This is a genomic window from Streptomyces sp. NPDC102462, assembly GCF_044765425.1.
Taxonomy (GTDB): domain Bacteria; phylum Actinomycetota; class Actinomycetes; order Streptomycetales; family Streptomycetaceae; genus Streptomyces.
The window spans coordinates 110,485-131,260 of the sequence record NZ_JBIWKB010000017.1 but is presented as its reverse complement, the minus strand read 5'-3'; the positions used below and the strand labels follow the sequence as shown (position 1 = coordinate 131,260).

The window sequence follows — 20,776 nt, the reverse complement described above, 5'->3', positions numbered from 1 at the left end:
GCCCGTTGTCGTCGGCCGGTCCGCGGGTGACGGACGTTCCGGTCCGGCCGACGATCAGATCGCCGCCCAGGACCAGATCACCGCCCAGGACCGCAGCGTGGTCCGGGGCCATGCCTCGATCCGGGAGCGGTCCGCCCCGGAACCGGACCCGCAGTAATCAGGAGCCCCGCCATGTCCGAGGAATTCGAGATCGTCAGCGAGTTCGAGACCGACGCCACCCCGGAGGAGGTGTGGCAGGCCGTGACCACCGGCACAGGGGGCTACCTGTGGCCGATGGAGCCGCCGGAGCCGCGGGTGGGCGGCCGGGGCCCCTTCGGGTCAGCCGTCACCGCCTGGGACCCGCCGCACCGCTACACGAACCGTGTCGAGAACGTCGAGGGCATCTCCCAGCAGACCCTCAACCAGCTCGACTACACCATCGAGCCGCGCGACGAGGGCCGCCGCGCCTGGGTGCGGTACGTGCACAGCGGCATCTTCGTCGACGACTGGGACAACCAGTACGACGGGGCGAGCAAGCACACCGAGTTCTATCTGCACACCCTGCGTGAGTACCTGGCCCACTTCGCGCCCCGCCCGGTGGCGTTCGCCACATTCGACGGGCCCGAGGCGTCCAAGGCCGCCGACGCCTTCACCGCCGTCGGCCGGGCCCTCGGCCTCGGCGACGACACCGCGCAGGGAGCCCGCGTCCAGGCGCACGGCCCGCTGGGGCGGCCCCTCGACGCCGTCCTCGACTTCCGCAACCCCTACTTCATCGGACTGCGCACCGACACCGCCCTGATCCGCTTCTTCGGACGCAACCACTGGGGCGCGCCGGTCGGCATCTCCGTGCACGACTTCGCTCCGGACGCCGACGCCAAGGCGAACGAGACCGTGTGGCAGGACTGGCTGAACGGGGTGTACGGACAGTCCTGAGCGAACGGCGCCGCGGGCGGAACCGCCGCTGTCCGGCGGCTCCGCGCCCGGCGCCGTCGCGCGCCGGGCGCACAGCGGGGCGTGCGCGTCCGGCGGTGACCTCGCGTCGATTCGGCGGGCCCTCACCGCTTCCTTCTCCGCGTATCAAGATCCGGTCGGTCGAGGGGCACGTCAGGGTTTCGGCCAGGTCGGGTCCCGGTGAGGAGAGGAACCGGGCGGCATAGGGGGAAACCCGTCTAGGCTGAACCGCTGAGTCCCATCACGGCCGCGAGGAGAACCAGCCGATGTCAGACAGCTCCCCCCTGCCGCCGGTGCGGCTGCACTCCGAAGCGGAGCTGGCGCGCGCCGCGCTGTCCACGCCGTCGCTGTCCCGGGCCGTCCGGCTCGCCCGCTGGGCCGGGCCCGACACCAGAGTGGACGTCGGGGGCAGCCTGGTCGACGAGCAGCTGCCCGCCGCGGTCGAGCTGCTGGGGCTGACCGGGGACGACGCCGTGGCCTTGGCGAGCGAGGCCTGGCGGGTCGCCGTGGACACCGGTCTGGTCGAGATCGTCGACGAGGAAGCCGGGACCGTCGAGGCGGGGGAAGAGCTGGCCCTGCTCACCTCCGGCTCACCGCACGACGTGCTCACGGTGTGGCTCGCCGCCCTGGAGGCCGTCGTCGCCGATGCGAGCGTGCCCGATCTGGACGGGCTCATGGACGCGGTGGACGGCGACGGCGAGGTCGATTTCTCGTCACTCGACTGGGACCCGGAGGCCGAGGCCGACTTCCTCGACGGCGTCCTCGGCAACCTGTACCTGCTGACCGTCGGCGAGGACGGCCCCGGCGACGGCACGGTGCCGCTGCCCGCGCTCGCCGCCTCGATGATCGTGCCCCCCGACATGGGCGAACCCAGCAACGACGTGCTGGAGCAGGTGTCCGACGCGATGATGCGCCTGGACGACCAGTTCCGGCTGCTGGAACCGATCGGCATCGTGGAGTACCAGCCCGTCGACGAGGCGCTCATGGCCGAGGGCGACGACGAGCCGGCCGCGCCGGAGGACGAGACCGACGTCTCCCGCTACGGCCTGGTGCGGCTCACCCCGCTCGGTCTGTACGGGCTGCGGACGCGGCTGCTGGAGGCCGGTTTCGAGGCGCCCGCCGTCGGCGAACTCGTGGACAAGGGCGCGGACGTCCTGCTCGACGGCACGTCCCGCTTTCCGCAGGCGGCGGCCAGGGCCGAGACCGAGCAGTGGCTGGCCCGCCGTGAACCCCTCGCCGCCGCACGGGAGTTGCTGGCCGCGGCGCGCGGCGGTGACGCCGGGGCGCCGCTGCGCAGGCTGCGCTGCCAGCAGGCGCTGTCCCTGGTCGGCAGGGAAGCCGAGCCTGCGCTGCGGGAGGTCCTTGACGACGCCGAACTGGGCGGGCTGGCCCGGGTGTGGCTGAGTGAGCGTGGCATCCCCGGGGTGCCGGCGCCGTCGCAGGACCTGGTGTTCTGGCTCACCATCGACACGGTGGCCGCGCAGCTCGCCGCCGAGGGCAACTCCGAGGAGCTGCGTGGCCTGGTGGAGGGGCTTGCGGCCCAGCACAGCGGGTTCTTCGCGGCGGCATGGCGGGTGGAGCACCCGGCGACCGCGGACGTGCTGGAGGCGATGGGCCGGCTGCACCCCGACAAGAAGATCGCCAAGGAGGCCCGCAAGGCGGCCTTCAAGGCCCGTTCACAACAGGGCACCTGACCCCCTTCCCCGGGGTTTCGGGGGGTCCTTCGAGGTTGCGGGGCCTCCCGGATCGGTGCTCGGCGCGGTGAGGCTTACGGGTTCGGGGAAGCGGGGATCACGAAGTCGCCCGGTGTTCAATCGCCGTTCAGGCGGAGGCGGCAACGTTCCGCGCAGCGCGATCCGCCACCCTCCACGGCATTCCCCACCGTCACAGGAGACAGCATGTCGCTCACCCGCAGGGACTTCGCCAGGACATCCGCGATCACCGGCGCCGGTGTCGCGCTGGCGGGCAGCGTCGGCGCCCTCGCCACCGCCCCCAACGCGCTGGCCGCCACGGACACCGAGAGCGCGGAGGAGGAGAAGGCCACCGGACATCCCGGGGTCGGCTACGGACCGCTCGTCCCCGACCCGAACGGCATCCTCGCGCTGCCCGCCGGCTTCACCTACCGGATCATCACCCACAGCGGCAGGACCAAGCTGGAGTCCGGCGAGTTCACGCCCTCCAACCACGACGGCACCGCCACCTTCGACGGCCCGCGCGGCGCCACCCTCCTCGTCAACAACCACGAACTCAAGGGCCCGCGCACCAAGTGGGAGCACCCCGTCCCGCTCACCGAGGGACTGGTCTACGACCCGGCAGCCTCGGGCGGCTGCACGGTCGTCGAGGTCCGCCGCGACCACGTCGCCGAGTGGGTCGGCATCGCCGGCACCTCCACCAACTGCGCGGGCGGCAGCACGCCGTGGGGCACCTGGCTCACCTGCGAGGAGACCGAGGACAAGGCCGGCCAGAACGGCATGACCAAGGACCACGGCTATGTCTTCGAGGTGGACCCGGCCGACCGCCGCGCCAACCGCGCCCCGCAGCCGATCAAGGCGCTGGGCCGCTACGCGCACGAGGCCGTCGTCGTGGACCCCAAGCGCGGCCACCTCTATCTGACGGAGGACGCGGACGCCCCGAACGGGCTGTTCTACCGCTGGACCCCGCCGGAGGGCTTCCACCACGGCCGGGGCAGGCTGCGTACCCTCGCCGCCGACGCGGGCCGCCTGCAGGCGTTCAAGTGCTTCGACTCCGGCGGCGCGTTCGTCGACGACCTGTCCCGCGCCACGCGGATCGGCACGGTCTACGGCGTCGACTGGGTCGACGTACCCGACCGCGACGCGCGCACCACCTCCGTCCGCAAGCAGTTCAGCACCGGCCAGGTGACCCGCGCCCGCAAGCTGGAAGGCATGTGGTGGGGCGACGGCGGCGCCTACGTCGTCTCCTCCTACGCCCGTGGGGAGAGCCCCGTCCAGCACGACGGCCAGGTCTGGTTCTACGACCCGAAGCGGCGCACGCTCACCCTGAAGGTGCTGCTCGGCGTCAACCCCGACCCTTCCGCCGAGGGCGCCTTCGACGGCCCCGACAACATCACCGTCTCCCCGTACGGCGGCCTCGTCATCGCCGAGGACGGCGACGGCGTCCAGCACCTGTTCGGCGCCACCGACAGCGGCCGCACCTACCCGATCGCCCGCAACGAGCTGAACATCGGCACCGCCGAGGAGCCGGAGTACAGCGAGTTCACCGGCGTCACCTTCTCGCCCGACGGCCGGACCCTGTTCGCCAACATCCAGGAACCCGGCATCATGCTCGCCATCACCGGCCCCTGGAAGCGTCAGAAGCGGTAGTCGGTTCCCTCGCCCGCACGGGGGCGGCCGGGACATCGGCCCACTTCGGCGGCCCGGCCCGTCCTTTGAACGCCCACAGCGCGCCGGCGGGGCGCCCCCGGGGCCGGGGGCGCCCGTGCCGGTGTGTCCCCGCGCTACAGCGCCTGGGCGGCCGGCTTGACCATGTTGCGGACCGTGCGGGCCTTGACGAAGTCGCCCATCGCGGTCATCTCCCACTCGCCGGAGAACTGGCGGATGAGCTTGGCCATCATCACGCCCGTCTGCGGCTCGGCGCCGGTCAGGTCGAAGCGGACCAGTTCCTCGCCGGTCGCGGTGTCCACGAGGCGGCAGTAGGCCTTGGCGACCTCGGTGAACTTCTGGCCGGAGAAGGAGTTCACGGTGAAGACCAGGCCGGAGACCTCCTGCGGGATACGGCCGAGATCGACGACGATCACCTCGTCGTCGCCGCCGCCCTCGCCCGTGAGGTTGTCGCCGGAGTGCTTGATCGCGCCGTTGAGGATGGTCAGCTTGCCGAAGTAGCAGCTGTCGATGTGGTTGCGCTGCGGGCCGTAGGCGATGACCGAGGCGTCCAGGTCGATGTCCTTGCCGCGGAACGCGGGCTCCCAGCCGAGTCCCATCTGCACCCGGGACAGCAGCGGACGGCCGCCCTTGACGAGGGAGACCGTCTGGTTCTTCTGGAGGCTGACCCGGCCCTTGTCCAGGTTGATCTTCCCGGTGCCGGGCGCGGGGGCGGGCGGCGCGGGGGGAGCGGCGGGCATCGGGGGCGCGGCGGGCTGGGCGGCGGGCGGCGGCGGTGCGGACGGCTGGGCGGCCGGTGCCGGTGCCGGTTCCTCCACGGTGACGCCGAAGTCGGTGGCGATGCCGGCGAGTCCGTCGGCGTACCCCTGGCCGACGGCGCGGGCCTTCCACTGGCCGTTGCGCCGGTAGATCTCGACGACCACCAGGGCGGTCTCGGTGCCGAGCTGCGGGGGTGTGAAGGTCGCGAGCACGGTGTTGTCGTCGGCGTTGCGGATCGTCGCCGTCGGTTCGACGCCCTGGAAGGTCTGGCCCGCGGCGTCCGGGCTCGCGGTCACGACGATCTTCTCGATGGCGGGTGGGACGGCGCCGGTGTCGACGATGATCGCGTCGGGTGCCGCGCCGCCGCCCGAGCGGTGGGTCACGCCCGGGCCTGTGGGCTGGTTGTAGAAGATGAAGTCGTCGTCGGAGCGCACCTTGCCGTCGGCGGTGAGCAGCAGGCCCGATACGTCGAGCCGCACCGGGGCGGCGACGTCCACCGTCACACGGGCGGCGGCGAGAGGGATGTTCGAGCCGGGGGTCATAGCTGTCATGCCGGGAGTAACGAGCGAGGGCGCTTTACCGTTCCCTTACCTTGGCGCCCCGCTGGGTGGGCCGCTTTTGCGTCGTTGTTCGCCTGCGGCTCGGTGGGGGCTGGGCGCGCCCGCGCGGCGGAGCCGCACATCGATACAGCCCCGCGCCCCTTTGGGGCGCGGGAGGAGCACGGGGGGTGTCAGGGGACCACCACGATTTTGCGGCCTACTCCTGCCGCGAACTGGGTCAGGGCCTCTGGGTAGCGGGTCAGCGGGATGCGGTCGCTGATGAAGACGTCGGGGTCGAGCACGCCGTTCGCGAACAGTTCCGCCGCCCGCTCGTAGCTGTGCAGCACCGCCATCGAGCCGGTGATGGTGATCTCCTGGTTGTAGATGCGGTACGGGTCGATGGTCACGCGGGTCGCGTAGTCGGCGACCCCGAACTGCAGAAACGTGCCCGCCTTGGCCACCCGGTCCAGGCCGTCCTGGATCGCCGCCGCGTTCCCCGTCGCGTCGATCACGACGTCCCAGCCCTGCGGCCGGTCCAGTTCGTCCGCGTTCGCCGCGGACGCCGAGACACCGAGCCGGCGGGCCGTCTCCAGCCGGGCCGGGTTGAGGTCGACCACGTCCACGCTCGCCGCGCCCGTCCGCTTGGCCAGCTCCAGCATCATCAGGCCCATGGTCCCTGAGCCGTAGATCAGCACATGGGCGGCGAGCCGGGACTGCAGGATGTCGTAGCCGCGCACCGCGCAGGACAGCGGCTCGATCAGGGCCGCGTCCTGGGTGCGTACGTGCTCGGGCAGCTTCACGCAGTTCGCCACCGGCGCCACCGCGTACTGGGCCGCGCCGCCCGCGGTGGTCACGCCGATCGCGGCCCAGCGCTCGCAGAGGTTGTTGTGGCCGCTGCGGCAGTAGCGGCACTCGTAGCAGTACAGCGACGGGTCGACCGCCACCCGGTCGCCGACGGCGACCTCGGTGACCTGGGTGCCCACGCCGACCACCTGGCCCGCGAACTCATGGCCGGGCACGATCGGCAGCTTGGGCGCGAACTCGCCCTGGAGGATGTGCAGATCGGTGCCGCACAGCCCGCAGGCCGCCACCTCGACGACGACCTGGCGAGGCCCTGGCGTCGGGTCGGGGACCTCGGTGACGACGGCGCGGCCCACGGACTCGATGACGGCGGCCTTCATTTCACGGCTCCCAACGACAGGCCCTGGACCAGCTTGTCCTGGGCGGCGAACCCTGCGGCGAGCACCGGCAGGGAGATGACGAGCGACGCGGCGCACACCTTCGCCAGGAACAGGCCCTGGCTGGTGATGAAGCCGGTCAGGAAGACGGGGGCGGTCTCGGCGACCACGCCCGTGAGGACTCGGGCGAACAGCAGCTCGTTCCAGCTGAAGATGAAGCAGATCAGTGCCGTCGCGGCGATGCCGGGCAGGGCGATGGGGGCCACGATCCGGCCGAGCACCGTGGGCAGCCGGGCGCCGTCCACCCGGGCGGCCTCGATCACCGCCACCGGGACCTCGGCGAGGAACGACTGCATCATCCACACCGCGATCGGCAGGTTCATGGCCGTGTAGAGGATGACCAGGAGCCAGATGTTGTCGAGCATCCCGGCGTTCTTCGCGAACAGGTAGATCGGCAGCAGGCCCGCCACGACCGGCAGCATCTTCGTCGACAGGAAGAAGAACAGGACGTCCGTCCACTTCTTCACCGGGCGGATCGACAGCGCGTAGGCCGCCGGGAGCGCCAGCAGCAGCACGCACAGCGTCGAGACCACCGACGCCACCGTGGAGTTGATCAGCGCGGGCCACGGGCTGGCCCCGCCGCCTGTGCCGAAGAACTCGCGGTAGCCGTCCAGGGTCAGGGCGGCGGCGAACGACGGCGGATTGGTCGCCGCGTCCTGTTCGGAGTGGAAGGACGTCAGCGCCATCCAGGCGATGGGCAGGAAGAACAGGATGCCGGCGAGCCAGGCCACCAGGCCCAGGCCGACGCCCCTGCGGCGGCGGGCGGGAACGACTGCGGCGCTCATGCGCGGGACACCTCCTCGCGGAACAGCGACGACACCACGCGCAGCGCGAAGGTCGCGATGATGATCGAGCCGATGACCACCAGGACGCCCGCGGCCGAGGCGAGGCCGTTCTCGTGGGCCTGGTAGAAGCTCTGGTACACGGTGTAGGGCAGGTTGGCGGTGCCCAGGCCGCCGGACGTGATCGTGAAGACCGCGTCGAAGTTCTGGACGATGTAGATCGAGCCCAGCAGGGCGCCGAGTTCGAGGTAGCGGCGCAGATGGGGCAGGGTCAGATGGCGGAAGATCTGCCAGTCGCTCGCCCCGTCCACCCGGGCGGCCTCGATCTGCTGCTGGTCGCGGCTCTGCAGGCCGGCGAGCAGGATCAGCATCATGAACGGCGTCCACTGCCAGACCAGGGCCGCCTCGACGGCGAGCAGCGGGGTGTTGGAGATCCAGTCGGGCTGTGGCCCGCCCACATAGTGCAGCAACCCGTTGAAAAGACCGTATTCAGGGTTGTAGAGCACATGTTTCCAGAGCAGGGCGGCGGCCACGGGCACCACGAGGAACGGTGCGATCAGCAGGGTGCGGACCACACCCCGGCCGCGGAAGCGCCGGTCCAGGAGCAGCGCGAGCGCCAGTCCGAGCACCAGGCTGGCCAGCACCACCGCCACCGTGAGCAGCACGGTCGTCCACACCGAGTGGCGCAGGTCGGCGTCGGTGAGCACCTGCCGGTAGTTGTCGACGCCGGTGAAGTGGCGGGCCTTGGGGTAGAGGGCGTTCCAGTCGAAGAAGGAGATCACCAGCGTGGCCACGAAGGGCAGCTGGGTCACCGCGATCATGAAGATCAGGGCGGGGAGCAGCGGGGCCCGGGTCGCCCAGGCGCGCAGCCGGGCGGGCGGCGGCGCGGCGGCGCGTACGGGTGTCGCTGACATCGGTGCTGTCGTCGTGGCGGTCATCGTCCCTCGTACTCCTTGGCGATCTTCTCGGCGAGTTGCTGGGACTTCTTCAGGGCCGCGTCGACGGACTGGCGTCCGGCGATGGCCGCGCTGATCTCCTGGGAGACCTTGGTGCCGAGGTCGGTGAACTCGGGGATGCCGACGAACTGGATGCCGGGTGCGGGACGCGGCTGCACACCGGGGTCGTTCGGCCGGGCGCTCTCGATGGCGTCCTTCGTCATGTCCTGGAAGGCGGCGGCCTCCTGCCGGTAGGCCGGGTTGGTGTAGGTCGAGGCGCGCTTGCCGGCCGGCACGTTGGACCAGCCGATGGTGTCGCCGACCAGCTGCTCGTACCCCTTGCCGGAGGCCCAGGAGACGAACTTCCAGGCCTTGTCGGGGTTGCGGGAGGCGTTCTGGATGCCCCAGGCCCAGGTGTAGAGCCAGCCGGCGGACTCGGTCTTCTCCACCGGGGCGGGTGCGTAGCCGAGCTTGCCCTTGACCGGGGACTTGTTCGCCTCCAGGAGTCCGGCCGCGGAGGTGGCGTCGTACCACATGGCGACCTTGCCCTGGGTCATGTTGTTCAGGCACTCGGCGAACCCGGACTGGGCGGCGCCGGACTCGCCGTGCTCGCGCACCAGGTCGACATAGAACTTCGTCGCCTTCACGAACTCGGGGGAGTCGAGGTGTGCCTTCCAGTCCTTGTCGAACCAGGTCCCGCCGAAGGTGTTCACCACCGTGGTGAGCGGCGCCATCAGCTCGCCCCAGCCGGGCAGTCCGCGCAGGCAGATGCCCTTCATGCCGGGCCGGGCGCCGTCGGCCTTGGCGGCGAGGTCGGCCACCTGGGTCCAGGTCGGGTGCTCGGGCATCGTCAGGCCCTTCTCGGCGAACACGTCCTTGCGGTACATGAGGAAGGACGACTCGCCGTAGAAGGGCTGACCGTAGAGTTTGCCGTCGTCGCCGGTCAGGGACTGGCGCATCGGCTTGAGGACGTCCTGCTCGTCGTAGGCCGGGTCGTCGGCGACGTAGGAGTCCATCGTGTGCAGCCAGCCGTTGCGGGCGTAGATGGGGATCTCGTAGTTGCTCAGCGTCGCCACGTCGTACTGGCCGGCCTGGTTGGCGAAGTCCTGGCTGATCTTGTCGCGGACGTCGTTCTCGGGCAGCACCGTGAAGTTCACCTTGATGCCGGTCTCCTTGGTGAAGTGCGCGGCGGTGAGCTTCTGCAACTCGGTCATCTGGGGGTTGTTGACCATCAGTACGTTGATGGAGTTGCCGCCGGAACCGGACCCGCCCGCGCCGACCCAGCAGCCGGAGAGCAGCGGGGCGAGCAGCGTCCCTGCGGCGGCCATGGCGAGCGTGACTCGCGGCCTCCGTCGGCTCTGGGTGCGCATGGATCGCTCCTGTGAAGAGGTGGGGACCAAAGAAGACAGGGAGATGCAAGGGGCACCGCCGGGTGCGCGGAATCCCTGGGTAACGCCTGGACATATGTGGTTCAGACCCGGATGACCTGCGGCCCCAGCAGTGAGTACCGGTGGGCCTCGGTCGCCGGGAGCAGGGTGCTCGTCACGATCGCCTCCAGCGTGCCGACATCGGCGAACCGGCAGAAGCTGACCGCGCCGAACTTGGTGTGCGTGCCCGCGAAGACGGTGCGCCGGGCGGCCCGGATCGCCTGCGTCTTGACCTCGCTGACCGCCGGGTCGGGGGTGGTCAGACCGTGCTCGCGGGAGATGCCGTTGGCGCCGATGAAGGCGAGGTCGACCACGAATCCGCTGAGCATCTTCGTGGTCCAGTGGTCGACGGTCGCCAGTGTGCCGGGCCGGACCCGGCCGCCGAGCAGCAGCACCGAGACGTTCTCGGCCTCGGCCAGCGCGCCGGCGACCGGCAGGGAGGCGGTGACCACGGTCAGCGGCCGGTCCACGGGCAGCGACTCGGCGATGAGCTGCGGGGTGAAGCCCTCGTCGACGAACACCGTCTCCGCGTCCCCGAGCAGTTCGGCCGCCGCGGCGGCGATCCGGCGCTTCTCGGGCACATGGCTGGTGGCCCGGAAGGCGAGCGTCGTCTCGAACCCGGCGCTCTCCACGGGATAGGCGCCCCCATGGGTGCGGCGCACCAGGCCGTGGTCCTCCAGGGCGCGCAGATCGCGCCGGATGGTCTCCTTGGCCACGCCCAGCTCGGTGGCGAGCACGGTGACGTCGACGGAGCCTGCCGCCCGAGCGGCCCGCACGATCTCCCGCTGGCGCTCTTCGGCCGTCCTGGCGCTCATCGCTTCACCTGCCTCCACGCTGAGGTGTGCCCGTTCGGGCCCGGTGCGACCCATGGGGGAAGTTGTACAGCGGGTGTGCGGCGCTGACCAGGTCTGTTGCGGGCCCGATGCTGCCCGTGTGTGCCCGATCTCCCTGCGGAGTGCCCGCCGCGGACCTGCGCGGCTGCGCGGGCAGGGGTGAGAACGGGCAGGGTGCCTGCCCGAATGCGCGGGCGGGCGGGCCCGATCGGTGCCCGCCCGCCCGCGTGAACGACGTTTTTCCGCCGCCGCCGGTCCGCTGCCGGTGGCCGCCCCGGCCGCCGCCGGTACCGTCAGTACGGCCAGATCGGCGGGTCGTTCACGAAGTGTCCGCCGAGGTGGGTGTGGGCCGGATCGTCCGGGTCCAGTTCCCCCTGTGCGGCGATCAGCTCGGCGGCGTACGGCTCCGAGTCGTCCTGCGGTGCGTAGCCGAGCGCACGCGCGGACGTCAGGTCCCACCACAGGCGGGTGTTGGCGGACGAGCCGTGCACCACGGTGTGCCCGACGTGCTCGGCGGTCAGGGCCGCGTGCAGCAGCCGTGCCCCGTCGGCCGGGCTCATCCACACCGAGAGCATCCGCACGCTGGTCGGCTCGGGGAAGCAGGAGCCGATGCGGATGGAGACGGTCTCCAGGCCGTGCTTGTCCCAGTAGAGCTGCGCCAGGTCCTCGCCGAAGCACTTGGACAGGCCGTAGAAGGTGTCGGGGCGGCGCGGGGTGTCCACCGGGATCAGCGGGTCGTCGCCGCGCGGGGCGGGCGTGAAACCGACCGCGTGGTTGGAGGAGGCGAACACGATCCGGGGCACGCCCGCCTCGCGGGCCGCCTCGTACAGGTGGTAGGTGCCCTCGATGTTCGCCTTCAGGACCTTCTCGAAGGTCGATTCCAGGGAGATGCCCGCGAGATGGATGATCGCGTCGACGCCCCGCACGGCCTCGCGCAGCGCCTCGGTGTCCGAGAGGTCCGCGGTGATCGCGTCCGGCTCGCCCTCGATCGGGCGCACGTCGAACAGTCGCAGTTCGTAGCCGTAGGCCGGGAGCAACTCCCGCATCAGGGTGCCGAGCCCGCCGGCGGCGCCGGTGAGCAGAACGGTGCGGGGAGCGGGCATCCTCGGTCTCCTCGGGTCAACGTGACTCAACAGCCGCATTCATGGCCAGCATTCACATTCGTGGACACGCTAGGGAGCGGCGGTCCGGCTCGTCAAGTGTGGTGTGTCGTGCGGAAATCCGCTCTCGTGTTGCGGGTTTGCCCGCTTGACCGGCCCCGAGTGCGGCCCTTAGCGTGGATGCGTTCAGAAATATAGACGCTGATCATAAGCATGCACCGTCAGGGAGCGCCCGTGACGTCAGCCCCTCTCGCCGCTCGACTCCGCAACCCCAGTGGGCCGCTGTTCTTCCCCGTCACCCCGTACGGCGCCGACGGCTCCGTGGACCTCGACGTCTACCGCGCGCATGTGCGCCGGGGCGTCCAGGCCGGCGCCGCCGCCGTGTTCGCCTGCTGCGGCACCGGGGAGTTCCACGCGCTGCTGCCCGAGGAGTTCGAGTCCTGCGTACGCGCCGCCGTCGAGGCGGCCGGCGGACGGGTGCCGGTGGTCGCGGGCGCCGGCTACGGCACCGCGCTCGCCACACGGTACGCGCGGCTCGCCCGGGACGCCGGGGCCGACGGGCTGCTCGCCATGCCGCCGTACCTCGTCGTCGCCGGACAGCAGGGCCTGCTGCGGCACTACCGGGAGGTCGCCGCCGCCACCGAACTGCCCCTGATCGTCTACCAGCGCGACAACGCGGTGTTCACCCCGCCCACGGTGGCCGAACTCGCCCGCACGGAGGGCATCATCGGCTTAAAGGACGGCCTCGGCGACCTGGACCTGATGCAGCGCATCGTCAGCACCGTACGCACCGAGGCCCCCGGCGACTTCCTGTACTTCAACGGCCTGCCGACCGCCGAGCAGACCCAGCTCGCCTACCGCGCCCTCGGCATCACCCTCTACTCCTCGGCCGTCTTCTGCTTCGCACCCGAGATCGCCCTCGCCTTCCACCGGGCGCTGCGCGACGGCGACGAGAGCACCGCGCACCGGCTCCTGGACGGCTTCTACCGCCCCTTCGTGGACCTGCGCGCCCAGGGCCGCGGCTACGCCGTCGCCCTCGTCAAGGCGGGCGTGCGGCTGCGCGGCCTCGACGTCGGAGAGGTCCGGCCGCCGCTGCAGGAGCCGAGCGAGGACCACGTCAAACAGCTCGCCCAGGTGATCGAGCGCGGGTACGCGCTGCTGGAGGGCGCATGAAGACCTCGGCGTTCGTCTACCCCTGGGACGTCAACGGCGACCCGGAGGCGCCCGCGCGGCTCGCCCGGCTCGGCGCGGCCCAGGTCACCCTCGCCGCCGCCTACCACTCCACGCGCGCGCTGACCCCCCGCCATCCGCGCCACCGCGTCATCACCGCCGAACACGCCGCCGTGCTCTACCCGCCCGGCGACCGCTGGGCAGGCCGCTCCCCGCGCCCTCACCCGGCCGGCGACTGGGCGCCCGGCGACGCCTACGGCGAGGCCGCCGAGGCGCTGGCCGCGGCCGGCCTGGAGGTGCACACCTGGGTCGTCCTCGCGCACAACTCCCGCCTGGGCGCCGAGCATCCGGACACCTCCGTCGTCAACGCCTACGGCGACCGCTACCCGTGGGCGCCCTGCATCGCACAGCCCGCCACGCGCGCGTACCTCGTCGACCTGGCGGCCGAGGCCGCCGTGCGCCCCGGCGCGCGCGGCACCGAACTGGAGTCCCTGGGCTGGTACGGGCTCGCCCATCTGCACGCCCACGACAAGATCGGCGGGGTGGGGTTCGGCGAGGCCGGGCAGTACCTGATGTCGCTGTGCTTCTGCCCCGACTGCCGCACGGGATACGGCGAACGGGGCCTCGACCCCGACGACCTGGCCGCCCGTGTGCGCACGGCGCTGGAGCCGCTGTGGCGGGGCGCGCCCGACGACGGCGGCTGGGCGGGCGTGGCGAAGCTCCTCGGCGAACTGCGGGCCGCCGCCACGCGCGCGTGGCGCGACGAGACCGCCCGCACGCTCCAGGAGGCGGCCGTCGCCGCCGTCCGCGCCGCCGCGCCCGAGGGCTTCCAGGTGCTGCTGCACGCGGACCCGGTGTCGTACCACTGCGGCGCCAACGCGGGCGTGGACCCCGCGCACATCCTGACCGTCGCGGACGGGGTCGTCGTGCCCTGCACGGGCGGCCCGGGGCTGCTCACGCCCTTCGCGGACCAGCGGCGCACGGACGCCGTGCTCGCGGCCAACTTCACCGTGGTCTCCGGCATGGGCGGCAGCCCCGGCACCCTGGCGACGGACGCGGCCCGCGCCCGAGCGGCAGGCGCCACCGAACTGCGCCTGTACCACGCCGGGTTGGCATCCGACGACGACCTGGCGGCGGTACGGGAGGCGCTGGCGGGGCGGTGAGTGAGCGGCGGGGGCGTCTGGGGCCGCTTCGGGCCGTCGGCGGGGGATGTGGCTCGGGTGGGCGGGTCCGGGAACTGCGGGCGCATCACGCAGGGTTGGTGTCGGACGGGGACTTGGGGCGGTGCGGGAGGCGGTTGCCGGGCGGTGGGCGAGTGACAGGGCCGTCAGGAGCAGCGCCCCGCCGAACAGCGGCAACAGCAGCCGGTGGTCGGCCAGTTCGACCAGGGCGGCACCGGCGGCCAGCCCGATCACATTCGGCGCGAACATCACGGTGTTGGCGGTCGCGGCCGCCCGGCCCAGCAGCGGGCCGGGCGTCGCACGCTGCACCGCGGTGAGCGCGGCGATCAGCACGCACGGCAGCCCCACCCCGGTAGCCACGCTGCTGACCAGTGCCAGCGGCTCGTCGGGCACCGCCCGGGCGGCCACCGCAGGCGCCAGCAGGGCGATGCCGGCCGCCGCGAACCCGCGCTCGCCGAGCCGGCGCAGCGCCGCCCCCGAGACCAGCCCGACCGCCACCGAGCCGGCGCCCTGCGCGGCGTACAGCACGCCCGCGTAGGCGGGGGAGCGGCCGAGGCCGTCCACGACGGCGTACGTCATCGCGCCGGTCAGGGCGGCGAAGAGCATCGTCACGCCGCCCGCACCGACCAGCGCGCGCAGCGCCGGGTGCGCCCACAGGTGCCGCACACCCTCCGCGGTCTGCCCGCGCCAGCCGGCGGCGGGTCGGCCGGGCCGCTGCTCGCCGACGCGCAGCAGGACGCACAGCCCCGCGGCCAGCACGAAGGTGACCGCGTCCAGCAGGGCCACGGCCGCCCCGCCGTACGCCGCGTAGAGACCGGCCCCGGCCAGCGGGGCCACCAGCTTCATGCCCTCGTTTGCGGTCATCCGCAGCCCGTTGAAGTCGCCGAGCAGATCCGGGGCGACGGCCGCGGCGACGAGCGCCGACTCGGCGGCGTCGTGTACGACGCCCGCGGCGCCGTACACGAACAACACCGCGAACAGCAGCCACAGGCCGTCCGGGGAGTCGACGGTGAACAGGGTCAGCAGCAGGCCGGCCAGGAACAGGTTCACGGCGATGAGCAGCGGCTTGCGGCGCACCCGGTCGGCGAGCGTGCCGAGCGCCGGACCCGCAAGGGCCGGCGCCCACATCGCCAGCATGCACAGCGCGGCCAGCCCGTTCGAACCGGTGAGGTCCTTGACCCACACGCCCGACGCCAGCCACAGCGAGGACGTGCCGAAGCCCGACACCACCACCCCCGCCAGATACAGCCCCGCGTTGCGGTCCCGCAGGACGCGCGCCACCGCCCAAGAAGTCTCCATGCTCGTCATGCCTGGCCATCGTGGGTCCAAGGCGGGGGCGCGGGCATCGGGCGGATGCCTTAGAAACCGTGGGCCCGCGGTGTTCGTACGGTTCCGGGGCGTGCGATGAGTTCCGCGGCCGGCGCCGGTCTGCCCTCCGAGTGACCCTTACGCACGACGGGAGAAACCGGCATGACCGGCACGATGGTGGACCTCGGCCCGCAGACGCGCATCCTGGCGCGGCTCGCCGAGGGGGTGACCGACGAACAGCTTTCGGCGCCGACGCCGTGCCCGGACTACACGGTCCGTGACCTGCTCGGGCATGTGCTGGGGCTGGCCACGGCGTTTCGCGACGCGGCCGGCAAGCGGCTCGGCGCCACCACCGACACCGCCCCGGACGCGGCCGTGCCGGACCTCGGCCCCGACTGGCGCACGGAGCTGCCCAAGGCGCTCGCGGAACTCGCCGGGGCCTGGCGCGATCCGGAGGCCTGGACCGGTATGACACGGGCGGGCGGGGTGAACCTGCCCGGCGCCATCGCGGGCGCGGTGGCCGCGGACGAGTTGGTGATCCACGGCTGGGACCTGGCCAGGACCACCGGTCAGCCCTACGCGCCCGACCCGGCCGCACTCCAGGCGTCGTACGGCTTCCTGCTCGCCGCGGCCGAGCACCCGGCCGGGGACAGGGGGCCGTTCGGCCCGGTCGTCCCCGTCCCGGCCGACGCGCCCCTGCTGGACCGAACGGTGGGCCTGAGCGGCCGGGACCCGCACTGGACCCTCCGGGGGTGAAGCGGGGGGCCTGTCCGGCGGTTCCTTCACGGAACCGCCGGTGCGGCCCCGGCACCCGAGGAAGACCCACCCCGCCACCAACCGCGGTGGTGTAGTCGGTTGGGCTGATGAGAGCCGGGGAGCCGGGGGGTCGGTGGGTGCGGGACGCGGCTGCGCCACTCGCCGCGGCGTCGGCGTCGGCGGCGGTGGCCGGGGGCGGTCGTTCACGTGTCGGTTGAGCCGACGCGAGCCGCTGAGCTGTGCGGGCGGTGGGTGCTCGACGCGGCTGTGCCCCACGGCGTGGCGTGAGACCCCTCCTGTGCGTCCGGTGTCGGGGCCGGCCACGGCGGCCGTCCTGGCGCCGCTCACCCATGCCCTCGGTGAGGCGCACACCGCGCCCGACGCGCCGCGTGCCGCACACCTGGACGGCAGGGGTGGCCGGGTGTGCGCCGGACGGGTTGCCGCGAGCCGCCGAGCGGGGAGGCCGGTGGGTGCCGGGCCCGGTGGCTGGTGAGTGAGGCGTGAGGGTGGTAATGGGGGCGAACGCTCCGCGTTTCCGGGCCGGTTGAAGGGGCCGGTCGCCGGTGCTTCTCGGGTGGCGGTGCGTCGTTCGACGGGACGTGGGCCGCGTTCGCTCGGCCCAGTCCGAAGCGGTGCGTGCCGGGGCCGCGTCGGCGGTGTCACGGGCGTCGGGTTCCGCCGGGGTGGGGCGGGTGAACCGACCGTGGCCGGCCCGGAGGCGTGACCAGCCGGCGGTCGGTCGGGTCGTCATCGGCGGGACGGTGTCGCCCTGTATGTGCAGGGTTCGTCGGCCCGCCGGAGGCGTGGTCCCCGGGCGTCGAAAAGTATCGAAAACTCGTCGCGCCGGCCTTCTTCTGTGCGAAGCATTGACGAACCCTGCGCCCCCTCTTACCTTCATCGCGTCGTACTTCGTACGTCATATATGAGACGCGATATGCGAGATCACATACGCGAGATCCGAGAGGCGCGCATGACCTCTGTGCCCATGCCGATCCCGTCCCGTACGCAGTTCGTGCTGGACGCGATCAAACACCGCATCCTCACCGGGCAGTTGACGCCCGGTCAGGCCCTGGTGGAGACCGAGTTGGCCGCGCAGTTCGGGGTGTCCAAGACCCCGGTGCGCGAGGCGCTCAAGACCCTGGCCGGGACCGGACTGGTCGTGATGAGCCAGTACAAGGGCGTCACGGTGCGCATGGTGGACGCGGACATGGCGCGCGAGGTCTACGACGTGCGGCTGCTTCTCGAACCCGAGGCGCTGCGCCGGGCGGTGCGCCGCGGTGCCTCCCTTGAGGAGGCGCGGGACGCCCTGACCCGGGCCGACCGCGCCACGGACACCGCCGAACGCTCCCTCGCCAACCGGGAGTTCCACCGCGCGCTGTACCTGCCGTGCGGCAACCCGCTGCTCGGCCGGATGCTGGACGAGGTCCGCGACCAGGCCGCTCTGGTCTCCGCCGTCGCCTGGGCCACCGACCCCTCCTGGGAGCGGGAGGCGGGCGAGCACCGGGAGATCCTGCGGCTCGCCCTGGCGGGCGACGCGGACGGCGCGGCGGACGCCCTGCGCGCCCATATCGCGTCGTTCGTGCGGCGCGCGTACCCCGACGCGGAGCAGGAACCGACGCAGCACCAGCCACAGGCACGTCAGCGGCAAGAGCCACAGCAACAGGAGACACAGCAACAGGCACGGCAACAACAAGAGCAGGCACGGCAACAGCAACAGGCACGGCAAGAGGAAGGGCAGGAATGAGCGCGAGGTTCGAGGCCCAGCGAGCCGCCCTGGCCGACGTGGTGGCCATCCCGGTGACCCCGTTCGCCGAGGACGGCACCGTCGACCGGGACACCCACCGGGCCCTGCTGCGCCGGCTGCTCGACGGCGGCGTCGTCACCCTGACCCCCAACGGCAACACCGGCGAGTTCTACGCCCTCACCCCCGAAGAGCGCCGCCTGGTCACGCAGTTGACCGTGGACGAGGTCGGCGACCGGGCCGAGATCCTGGTCGGCGTCGGCCATGACGTGCCCTCCGCCGTCGCCTCAGCCCGCGAGGCCCGTGTGCTCGGCGCCTCGATGGTGATGGTCCACCAGCCCGTCCACCCGTATGTGTCGCAGCGCGGCTGGATCGACTACCACCGTGCCATCGCGGAGGCCGTCCCCGAGCTGGGCGTCGTCCCCTACATCCGCAACGCCCAGCTGACCGGCGCCCGGCTCGCCGAACTCGCCGACGCCTGCCCGAACGTGATCGGCGTCAAGTACGCCGTCCCGGACGCCGCCCGCTTCGCCGCCTTCGCCCGGGACGCGGGCCTCGACCGCTTCGTGTGGGTGGCCGGACTCGCCGAGCCCTACGCCCCCTCCTACTTCTCCGCGGGCGCCACCGGCTTCACCTCCGGCCTGGTGAACGTCGCCCCGGCCGTGTCACGGAACATGATCGAAGCGCTGCGCTCGGGGGACTACCCGGCGGCGATGAAGGTGTGGGAGCAGATCCGCCGGTTCGAGGAGTTGCGCGCGGCGAACGGCTCCGCCAACAACGTCACCGTCGTCAAGGAGGCCCTTGCCTCGCTCGGCCTGTGCCGCCGCGACGTCCGCCCGCCCAGCCGGCCGCTGCCCGAGGACGAGCGGGCCGAGGTCGCCGCGATCGTCGCCGGATGGTCGATATGACCGCCGCCCCGCGCAAGGCTCCCGAGGAACTGCGCAGCCACCAGTGGTACGGCACCGACGGGCTGCGCTCCTTCAGCCACCGTGCCCGCACCCGTCAGCTCGGCTATCTGCCCGAGGAGCACCTGGGCAAGCCGGTCATCGCGATCCTCAACACCTGGTCCGACATCAACCCCTGCCATGTGCATCTGCGCGACCGCGCGCAGGCCGTCAAGCGCGGGGTGTGGCAGGCGGGCGGCTTCCCGCTGGAGTTCCCGGTCGCCACCCTGAGCGAGACCTTCCAGAAGCCGACCCCGATGCTGTACCGCAATCTGCTCGCCATGGAGACCGAGGAGCTGCTGCGCTCCTACCCGGTCGACGGCGCGGTGCTGCTGGGCGGCTGCGACAAGTCCACGCCCGCGCTGCTCATGGGCGCCGCGAGCGTCGACCTGCCGACGGTGTTCGTGCCGGCCGGGCCGATGCTGCCCGGTCACTGGCGGGGTGAGGTGCTGGGCTCCGGCACCGACATGTGGAAGTACTGGGACGACAAGCGGGCCGGGCTGATCGGCGACTGCGAGATGTCCGAGCTGGAGAGCGGCCTCGCCCGCTCGCCCGGCCACTGCATGACCATGGGGACGGCGTCCACGCTGACCGCTGCGGCCGAGGCGCTCGGGGTGACGGTGCCGGGCGCGTCCAGCATCCCGGCCGTGGACTCAGGGCACGACCGGATGGCCGCGGCGTCCGGGCTGCGCATCGTCGAACTGGTCCACCGGGACCGCCGGTTGTCGCAGATCCTCACCCGTGCGGCCTTCGAGGACGCGGTCACCACCGTGCTCGGCCTCGGCGGCTCGACCAACGCCGTCATCCATCTGATCGCCATGGCGGGCCGGGCGGGCGTGCGGCTCACCCTGGACGACTTCGACCGCATCGCCCGCACGGTCCCGGTGCTGGCCAACGTGCGGCCCGGCGGACGGACGTACCTCATGGAGGACTTCCACTTCGCGGGCGGGCTGCCCGGCTTCCTCTCCCGCATCCCCGACCTGCTGCACCTGGACCGGCCGACGGTCGCGCACGACACCCTGCGCGCGCAGCTCGCCGGTGCCCGGGTGCACGACGACGACGTGATCAGGCCGCGCGACAACCCGGTCGCGCACGAGGGCGGGGTGGCCGTGCTGCGCGGCAACCTGTGCCCGGACGGTGCCGTCATCAAGCACATCGCCGCCGAGCCGCACCTGCTCAAGCACACCGGTCCCGCGGTCGTCTTCGACGACTACAAGGCCATGCAGCGCACCATCAACGACCCGGCCCTCGGCATCACCGCGGACAGTGTGCTGGTGCTGCGCAACGCGGGGCCCAAGGGCGGCCCCGGGATGCCCGAGTACGGGATGCTGCCCATCCCCGACCACCTGCTCAAGCAGGGGGTGCGGGACATGGTGCGGATCTCCGACGCCCGGATGAGCGGCACGAGTTACGGCGCGTGCGTGCTGCACGTGGCCCCCGAGTCGTATGTCGGCGGTCCGCTGGCGCTGGTGCGTACCGGGGACTCCATCACGCTGGACGTCGAGGCCCGCACCCTGCGGCTCCATGTGTCCGACGAGGAGCTGGAGCGGCGCAGGGCGCGGTGGACACCGCCGCCCGTGCGCTACGAGCGCGGCTACGGCGCGCTCTACAGCGAGCAGATCACCCAGGCCGACACCGGCTGCGACTTCGAGTTCCTGGCCCGAGAGGGCCGGGTGCAGGACCCCTACGCGGGCTAGCCCCGCCCCGCCGCGGTCGCCCGCGGTCCGGACAGCCGAACACCCGGATGGAAAGCGCTTCACCCGAACGCACGTAC

Annotated in this window: 16 protein-coding genes and 1 pseudogene; 9 read left to right on the top strand and 8 right to left on the bottom strand. The window is 72.3% G+C overall.

All coding sequences use genetic code 11. The annotated features are described in order from the left end of the window. The first annotated feature begins 171 nt into the window (after positions 1 to 171). The 3 genes from ACIRFL_RS17315 to ACIRFL_RS17305 all read left to right on the top strand — a co-directional run bounded on the left by ACIRFL_RS17315 (position 172) and on the right by ACIRFL_RS17305 (position 4,271). Complete coding sequence (locus ACIRFL_RS17315) at positions 172 to 912, top strand: SRPBCC domain-containing protein (protein WP_404029194.1); 741 nt, start codon at positions 172 to 174, stop codon at positions 910 to 912. A 284-nt stretch (positions 913 to 1,196) separates the two neighbouring features. Then, positions 1,197 to 2,624: a hypothetical protein gene (locus ACIRFL_RS17310; protein ID WP_404029192.1), complete on the top strand. Its 1,428-nt coding sequence runs from the start codon at positions 1,197 to 1,199 to the stop codon at positions 2,622 to 2,624. 204 nt (positions 2,625 to 2,828) lie between these two features. Next, positions 2,829 to 4,271, top strand: a complete 1,443-nt coding sequence (locus ACIRFL_RS17305; protein ID WP_404029190.1) for an alkaline phosphatase PhoX — start codon at positions 2,829 to 2,831, stop codon at positions 4,269 to 4,271. A gap of 134 nt (positions 4,272 to 4,405) precedes the next feature. On the opposite strand, the gene ACIRFL_RS17300 is transcribed toward ACIRFL_RS17305, so the two are convergent. From ACIRFL_RS17300 to ACIRFL_RS17270, 7 genes are all read right to left on the bottom strand, one after another. Continuing rightward, positions 4,406 to 5,590, bottom strand: coding sequence for a TerD family protein (locus ACIRFL_RS17300; protein WP_404029241.1), 1,185 nt, complete (start codon positions 5,588 to 5,590; stop codon positions 4,406 to 4,408). A gap of 188 nt (positions 5,591 to 5,778) precedes the next feature. Then, positions 5,779 to 6,768 carry a zinc-dependent alcohol dehydrogenase family protein gene (locus ACIRFL_RS17295; protein WP_404029188.1) on the bottom strand — a complete coding sequence of 330 codons (990 nt, stop codon included), beginning with the start codon at positions 6,766 to 6,768 and terminating at the stop codon, positions 5,779 to 5,781. After that, a complete protein-coding gene (locus tag ACIRFL_RS17290) occupies positions 6,765 to 7,610 on the bottom strand; it encodes a carbohydrate ABC transporter permease (protein ID WP_404029186.1) in 846 nt (281 codons plus the stop codon). Before ACIRFL_RS17290 ends, ACIRFL_RS17295 begins: the two co-directional genes overlap by 4 nt. Then, positions 7,607 to 8,545, bottom strand: coding sequence for a carbohydrate ABC transporter permease (locus ACIRFL_RS17285; protein ID WP_404029184.1), 939 nt, complete (start codon positions 8,543 to 8,545; stop codon positions 7,607 to 7,609). Before ACIRFL_RS17285 ends, ACIRFL_RS17290 begins: the two co-directional genes overlap by 4 nt. Further along, the gene (locus ACIRFL_RS17280) at positions 8,542 to 9,912 is read right to left on the bottom strand and encodes an ABC transporter substrate-binding protein (RefSeq protein WP_404029183.1); all 1,371 of its coding nucleotides are present in this window, start codon (positions 9,910 to 9,912) and stop codon (positions 8,542 to 8,544) included. The genes ACIRFL_RS17285 and ACIRFL_RS17280 overlap by 4 nt, the downstream gene beginning before the upstream one ends. Before the next feature lie 101 nt (positions 9,913 to 10,013). Beyond that, positions 10,014 to 10,784, bottom strand: coding sequence for a DeoR/GlpR family DNA-binding transcription regulator (locus ACIRFL_RS17275; RefSeq protein WP_404029181.1), 771 nt, complete (start codon positions 10,782 to 10,784; stop codon positions 10,014 to 10,016). A 311-nt stretch (positions 10,785 to 11,095) separates the two neighbouring features. Continuing rightward, entirely contained in the window at positions 11,096 to 11,905 is an 810-nt protein-coding gene (locus ACIRFL_RS17270; RefSeq protein ID WP_404029179.1) for an NAD-dependent epimerase/dehydratase family protein, read from the bottom strand. A gap of 231 nt (positions 11,906 to 12,136) precedes the next feature. On the opposite strand from ACIRFL_RS17270, the gene ACIRFL_RS17265 reads away from it, so the two are divergent. Next, a complete protein-coding gene (locus ACIRFL_RS17265) occupies positions 12,137 to 13,075 on the top strand; it encodes a 5-dehydro-4-deoxyglucarate dehydratase (RefSeq protein ID WP_404029178.1) in 939 nt (312 codons plus the stop codon). Beyond that, on the top strand, positions 13,072 to 14,235 hold the full coding sequence (locus ACIRFL_RS17260; RefSeq protein ID WP_404029176.1) for a hypothetical protein: 1,164 nt from the start codon (positions 13,072 to 13,074) through the stop codon (positions 14,233 to 14,235). The genes ACIRFL_RS17265 and ACIRFL_RS17260 overlap by 4 nt, the downstream gene beginning before the upstream one ends. A gap of 85 nt (positions 14,236 to 14,320) precedes the next feature. Here the strand turns inward: ACIRFL_RS17260 and ACIRFL_RS17255 are convergent. Further along, positions 14,321 to 15,552 (bottom strand): annotated as a pseudogene (locus tag ACIRFL_RS17255) (MFS transporter). Between the two features lie 171 nt (positions 15,553 to 15,723). On the opposite strand from ACIRFL_RS17255, the gene ACIRFL_RS17250 reads away from it, so the two are divergent. The 4 genes from ACIRFL_RS17250 to araD all read left to right on the top strand — a co-directional run bounded on the left by ACIRFL_RS17250 (position 15,724) and on the right by araD (position 20,699). Next, a complete protein-coding gene (locus tag ACIRFL_RS17250) occupies positions 15,724 to 16,317 on the top strand; it encodes a TIGR03086 family metal-binding protein (protein WP_404029174.1) in 594 nt (197 codons plus the stop codon). A gap of 970 nt (positions 16,318 to 17,287) precedes the next feature. Next, positions 17,288 to 18,061 (top strand): GntR family transcriptional regulator, encoded by a 774-nt coding sequence (locus ACIRFL_RS17245; protein ID WP_404029173.1) that lies wholly within the window; start codon positions 17,288 to 17,290, stop codon positions 18,059 to 18,061. Then, entirely contained in the window at positions 18,058 to 18,966 is a 909-nt protein-coding gene (locus ACIRFL_RS17240; protein WP_404029171.1) for a dihydrodipicolinate synthase family protein, read from the top strand. The genes ACIRFL_RS17245 and ACIRFL_RS17240 overlap by 4 nt, the downstream gene beginning before the upstream one ends. Further along, positions 18,963 to 20,699 (top strand): L-arabinonate dehydratase, encoded by a 1,737-nt coding sequence (araD, locus tag ACIRFL_RS17235; protein ID WP_404029240.1) that lies wholly within the window; start codon positions 18,963 to 18,965, stop codon positions 20,697 to 20,699. The genes ACIRFL_RS17240 and araD overlap by 4 nt, the downstream gene beginning before the upstream one ends. The last annotated feature ends 77 nt before the right edge of the window (positions 20,700 to 20,776 follow it).

What these genes read in the sequence shown, in the direction of transcription:
- ACIRFL_RS17305 (WP_404029190.1), top strand. Translation starts at nt 2,829, where the DNA reads ATGTCGCTCACCCGCAGGGACTTCGCCAGGACATCCGCGATCACCGGC.
- ACIRFL_RS17300 (WP_404029241.1), bottom strand. Translation starts at nt 5,590, where the DNA reads ATGACCCCCGGCTCGAACATCCCTCTCGCCGCCGCCCGTGTGACGGTG.
- araD (WP_404029240.1), top strand. Translation starts at nt 18,963, where the DNA reads ATGACCGCCGCCCCGCGCAAGGCTCCCGAGGAACTGCGCAGCCACCAG.
- ACIRFL_RS17285 (WP_404029184.1), bottom strand. Translation starts at nt 8,545, where the DNA reads ATGACCGCCACGACGACAGCACCGATGTCAGCGACACCCGTACGCGCC.
- ACIRFL_RS17290 (WP_404029186.1), bottom strand. Translation starts at nt 7,610, where the DNA reads ATGAGCGCCGCAGTCGTTCCCGCCCGCCGCCGCAGGGGCGTCGGCCTG.
- ACIRFL_RS17260 (WP_404029176.1), top strand. Translation starts at nt 13,072, where the DNA reads ATGAAGACCTCGGCGTTCGTCTACCCCTGGGACGTCAACGGCGACCCG.
- ACIRFL_RS17295 (WP_404029188.1), bottom strand. Translation starts at nt 6,768, where the DNA reads ATGAAGGCCGCCGTCATCGAGTCCGTGGGCCGCGCCGTCGTCACCGAG.
- ACIRFL_RS17275 (WP_404029181.1), bottom strand. Translation starts at nt 10,784, where the DNA reads ATGAGCGCCAGGACGGCCGAAGAGCGCCAGCGGGAGATCGTGCGGGCC.
- ACIRFL_RS17315 (WP_404029194.1), top strand. Translation starts at nt 172, where the DNA reads ATGTCCGAGGAATTCGAGATCGTCAGCGAGTTCGAGACCGACGCCACC.
- ACIRFL_RS17245 (WP_404029173.1), top strand. Translation starts at nt 17,288, where the DNA reads ATGACCTCTGTGCCCATGCCGATCCCGTCCCGTACGCAGTTCGTGCTG.
- ACIRFL_RS17280 (WP_404029183.1), bottom strand. Translation starts at nt 9,912, where the DNA reads ATGCGCACCCAGAGCCGACGGAGGCCGCGAGTCACGCTCGCCATGGCC.
- ACIRFL_RS17310 (WP_404029192.1), top strand. Translation starts at nt 1,197, where the DNA reads ATGTCAGACAGCTCCCCCCTGCCGCCGGTGCGGCTGCACTCCGAAGCG.
- ACIRFL_RS17240 (WP_404029171.1), top strand. Translation starts at nt 18,058, where the DNA reads ATGAGCGCGAGGTTCGAGGCCCAGCGAGCCGCCCTGGCCGACGTGGTG.
- ACIRFL_RS17270 (WP_404029179.1), bottom strand. Translation starts at nt 11,905, where the DNA reads ATGCCCGCTCCCCGCACCGTTCTGCTCACCGGCGCCGCCGGCGGGCTC.
- ACIRFL_RS17250 (WP_404029174.1), top strand. Translation starts at nt 15,724, where the DNA reads ATGACCGGCACGATGGTGGACCTCGGCCCGCAGACGCGCATCCTGGCG.